Genomic DNA, 4,238 nt, shown 5'->3' with positions numbered 1-4,238 from the left:
AGACCGATCGCTGCGGCAAGCCCCAGCGGCAAGGCGGAATTGCCCGGCAGGACCGCGACGTGATCGGGCCGGGCAGATCCTGCCTCCGTCACGAGCAATTCGCGCAGGCCACGCGGCGCCCCGGGCAACGCCCCCTCCCCGCACGCAAGGGCGAGACGCGCTTCGGCATGCTGCTGCGCCGCGAGGGGAAGCGAGGCGAAGGTATAGCTCGGCGTGGGCAGCGGCATCGCCCATTCCAGGGTCGGCGCGTGCCAGGGATTACGCGACCGGCGCCGCCCCATCAGCGCCTGCAGGATCAGATCGAGAGCAAACAGCGCGAAACCGATTGTCATCACGAAGCCGAAGATCGACGAGGTCAGATTGAGCCCGGTCCATTCCGGATTGCCGGGATAGACGTCGATACGGCGCGGCATGCCCATGAGACCGGTCAGATGCATGATGAAGAAGGTGCCATGAAAACCGATCAGGATCACGCAGAAAGCGGCGGCGCCGAGCCCTCTGATCGGCGCGCGCCCGGTGATCTGCGGCATCCAGTAGGTGGCCGCCGCCATCATCGGAAAGACGAACCCGCCGATCAGCACGTAATGCAGATGCGCCGTGACGAAGGCGGTGTCGTGCGCCTGCCAGTTGAACGGCACGATCGCGAGCATCACGCCAGTCAGCCCGCCCATGACGAAGGTCAGGAAGAAGCCGATCACATGCAGCATCGGGAGGTGCAACTGCGGCTGCCCCTTCCACATCGTTCCGATCCAGGCGAAAACCTGCACCGCCGTCGGTACCGCGACCAGCACAGAGGCGGCGGAGAAGAAAGCCAGCGCCATATGCGGGATCCCCACGGTGAACATGTGGTGGACCCACAATCCGAAGGAGAGGAAGACCAGCGCCACGATCGCCGCCACGATCGCGCCGTAGCCGAGGATCGTGGTGCGCGACAGCACCGGTATGATCGTCGACAGTACCCCCGCCGCCGGCAGGAAGATGATGTAGACCTCAGGATGGCCGAACAGCCAGAACAGGTGCTGCCACAGCAGCGGATCGCCCCCGCGCGCCACATCAAAGAACGGCCAGTCGAAGGCTCGTTCGATCTCGAGCAGGACCGAGCCGAGGATCAGCGGCGGGAAGCCGACCAGCATCATCACCGAGGTGCCCAGAAGATACCAGGCGAGCAGCGGCATCTGCGTAAGCGTCATGCCCGGCGCGCGCTGGCGCAGAATGGTAACGGTTATCTCCGCCGCCGCGCAGATCGCCGAGATTTCCACGAAGGTGATGCCAAGTAGCCAGATATCGGCATTGATGCCGGGCGAGTAGGTCGCACCCGAGAGCGGCGTATACATGAACCACCCGTCATGCGGCGCGACGCCGGCGAATAGCGCGAAGAGCAGGATCAGCCCACCGAAGAGATAGCACCAGTAGCCCAGCGCCGTGAGGCGGGGAAACGCCATGTCGCGGGTGCCGAGGATCTTGGGCAGCATGTAGATCGCCAATCCTTCCAGCATGGGGATGGCGAAGAGGAACATCATGATGCTGCCATGCATCGTGAAGATCTGGTTATAAAGCTCCGTATCCAGAAACGCGCCCCGGGGCGTCGCCAGCTGCGCGCGGATCAGCATCGCCAGAATGCCGCCGATGGCGAAAAAGACGAGCGCCGTCCCCATGAAGCGCAAGCCCAGCGTCGTATGGTTGACGGCAGTGATCTGCCCCCGCAGACCCCGGTCGTTGCGCCAGACCCGGTCCAGCCCGCGATGCAGGGCGAGCGCGCGTTGCGGGGCATTGGGCGTGATGTCGGGCATGGTTTTCGCCTCACTCATCGGTATCTCCCGCGCTTGCGGGAAGAGCATCCGGCCAATCCTCGGCATCATGCACGATAACGATGAAACGCATGCCCGCATGGCCGATGCCGCAGAACTCGGCACAGATTCCCGACAATGTACCCGCTGTATCAGCTTCCAGCCGTAACCTGTTGGCGCGCCCCGGTATTGCGTCGATCTTGCCCGCCAGACGCGGCACCCAGAATGCGTGGATGACATCCTCCGTCGTGACCAGCACATCGACCGGGCGGTTCGCCGGAATATGTAGCACGCCCTCGGTCTCGACCGGGCCATCCGCCCCCGGCTGGGTGAAGCGCCAGCCCCATTGATAGGCATGGGCATGCACTTCGATCGCGCCATCGTCGCGCGGCAGGATGCGCTCGCCCACCCACAGGCCGGTGGCGAGCACGGCTGCCAGCACGCCGAGCGAGAACCCCAGGCCCAGCCCGTACGTCCAGCGACGCTCGGAAACCGCGCGCGGCGGGCCGAAGGCGAGCACCAGAAGTGCGACAACGAAGAGCGTCAGAAGCGTGGCGCCGGCGAGCAGAGCCCACCAGAGCCCGGCGATCTCGGCGGCATCGGGCCCCGCCGGGGCGAGCGCGGAGAGGCCGCCATCGCATCCCGCGAGCCCGAACGGAACCGCGAGCGGGGCCAAACGCTTGATCGGATAAGGCAGGACATCAAGGAGCATACGCATATGGCTGATGAGCATGGTGAAACCGCGCATCAGACGCTGGTCGATCCGATCGAGGAGCGGCGCGCGCTCTACGATACGGAATCCAAGATCGCCATTGCCGGCCACCCGCTCCACGCCATGCTCGTCGCCTTCCCGATCGCGCTGACCATGTGCGTCCTCGGCGCGGACCTCATCTATTGGTGGACGGCGGACGTGTTCTGGCCGCGGGTCGCTGGCTGGGCCGCTTTCGGCGCCTTCCTGATGGGGGTGATCGCGGGCGTGACCGGGACGGTCGAACTGCTGGTCGTCCCCGCCATCCGTAACCGCTCCGCCAGCTGGACGCATTTCATCCTCGCGGTGATGCTGCTTTCGATCCTCGCCGCCAACTGGCTGCTGCGCATCGGTGATCCCGAGCGCGCGGTGCTGCCCTGGGGGCTTTTGCTGTCGCTCGTCGCAGCAGGAATGACAGGTATTACCGGTTGGCATGGCGGAAAGCTCGTTTTTGATTATCAGATCGGCGTCAGGATTCCTGGCAAGTCGCGGCCCTGAGGTTCGAGCAGGAAGCCCGGCAGCAGGTCTGTCAGACCGGTCAACTCAGGCTTTGCCAGCACCAGCCAGAGCACCGTCAGCATCAGTGGAACGCCGAGGACGAGGGCGATCAGGGGCGGTGGCATGCTGTAATCGCCCGCGCCCTCCCCGCTTCGCACGATCAGATGTCCCAGCCAGGCGTGGACCAGCACCATTCCGCATACGGCAACGAGCTTGGCCAGCAGCCACGGCGCGACCAGATCGGTCACCAGAATGAGCGCAGTTCCGGCCATGACGGCGATGATGGCGGCGGGGGTGATCACCATTGTGTAACCGAAATGGCTGATCCGCCGGAACTGCGTGTAGCCTTCCTGCTGGCGAACCGCTTCGCCGCGACCGCTCAACTGCATCAGGACCGGCAGCAAAACGAGACCCGCGCACCAGATCGACAAAGCTGCGATATGGAAAGCCTTGAGAAGCGCGATCATGCGGCAAATCCCCGGCTCCAGCTGCGCCGCAGCAGGAAGGCCGTCAGCACCGCCATCGGCAGCATGCCCGGCACCCACATGATCAGCCCGGCGAGTTGCTGATCGGCCAGCGGTGTCAGGCCAAACGGGGCGGTGAGCGGAAGATGTTCGGGATAGAGAATCTGCGGCGCGAAAGTCAGCACAGCACCAATCAGCCCCATCTGACCCGCGAGACCGGCCACTGCCGCGCTTGCGGAAAGCGTCTCCAGCGCATCATCGCGCGTGTCGAAGACGGCGCTCCAGAAGGCCCATGCGGTTGCGATCAGCGCGATCTGCATCAGCCAGTAAAATGCGTCATGGTTCCACGCGGCGGCATAGACCGCAGGCACATGCCATGCCCAGAGGACGCCCGATACGGCCAGAAAAATCGCCGCAGGCGCGCGCCGGCGGAACGGGAACGCGATCGCGAGCGCCGGCGCGACGAGACCGAGCAGAACCAGATGATGCAAGGTGCGCGCGGAAAACAAGGCCACCGTCAATGCACAGAGCGGCGCCACGAAGGCGATGAAGGCGGCTGCGCCAGCCAGCGCGAAAGCGCTCTGGCGCATAGCCCTATCGGCGCAATGCGCCTCCCGCAGGCGCCACATCCCCGCAATGCCGATCGCGGCGAGCACAAGGATCAGAAACGGGTCGAGATTCCAACTGGTAGAAAGCGTATCCGACGTCGGCGCGGGACCACAATACGGTTCGTATCCAGCC

5 protein-coding genes are annotated in these 4,238 nt (G+C 64.9%); 1 reads left to right on the top strand and 4 read right to left on the bottom strand.

Translation table 11 applies throughout. The features are described 5' to 3' along the window. Positions 1–1,808, bottom strand: a 1,808-nt coding sequence (ctaD, locus tag VKP01_RS13815; RefSeq protein ID WP_324413243.1) for a cytochrome c oxidase subunit I, incomplete at its 3' end; no start/stop codon positions are given. Beyond that, positions 1,801–2,520, bottom strand: a complete 720-nt coding sequence (locus tag VKP01_RS13810) for a cytochrome c oxidase subunit II (RefSeq protein ID WP_324413242.1) — start codon at positions 2,518–2,520, stop codon at positions 1,801–1,803. The genes VKP01_RS13810 and ctaD, both read right to left, overlap by 8 nt. Between VKP01_RS13810 and VKP01_RS13805 the strand changes: the two genes are divergently transcribed. Beyond that, on the top strand, positions 2,506–3,033 hold the full coding sequence (locus VKP01_RS13805) for a DUF2231 domain-containing protein (protein ID WP_324413240.1): 528 nt from the start codon (positions 2,506–2,508) through the stop codon (positions 3,031–3,033). The genes VKP01_RS13810 and VKP01_RS13805 overlap by 15 nt on opposite strands. On the opposite strand, the gene VKP01_RS13800 is transcribed toward VKP01_RS13805, so the two are convergent. Both VKP01_RS13800 and VKP01_RS13795 read right to left on the bottom strand, forming a co-directional pair. Continuing rightward, positions 2,994–3,500 (bottom strand): CopD family protein, encoded by a 507-nt coding sequence (locus VKP01_RS13800; protein WP_324413238.1) that lies wholly within the window; start codon positions 3,498–3,500, stop codon positions 2,994–2,996. The two genes, VKP01_RS13805 and VKP01_RS13800, sit on opposite strands and share 40 nt — an antisense overlap. Further along, the coding region (locus VKP01_RS13795; protein WP_324413236.1) for a cytochrome c oxidase assembly protein at positions 3,497–4,238 on the bottom strand (742 nt) is incomplete at its 5' end. The genes VKP01_RS13800 and VKP01_RS13795, both read right to left, overlap by 4 nt.

The sequence above is a fragment of the Saliniramus sp. genome (assembly GCF_035311605.1).
Classification (GTDB): domain Bacteria; phylum Pseudomonadota; class Alphaproteobacteria; order Rhizobiales; family Beijerinckiaceae; genus Saliniramus.
The sequence above is the reverse complement of the archived record's forward strand: the minus strand, read 5'-3'. Positions and strand labels throughout refer to the sequence as shown.

Excerpts from the sequence above, each read along its gene's own strand:
- VKP01_RS13810 (WP_324413242.1), bottom strand. The coding sequence starts at position 2,520 with ATGCTCATCAGCCATATGCGTATGCTCCTTGATGTCCTGCCTTATCCG.
- VKP01_RS13800 (WP_324413238.1), bottom strand. The coding sequence starts at position 3,500 with ATGATCGCGCTTCTCAAGGCTTTCCATATCGCAGCTTTGTCGATCTGG.
- VKP01_RS13805 (WP_324413240.1), top strand. The coding sequence starts at position 2,506 with ATGGCTGATGAGCATGGTGAAACCGCGCATCAGACGCTGGTCGATCCG.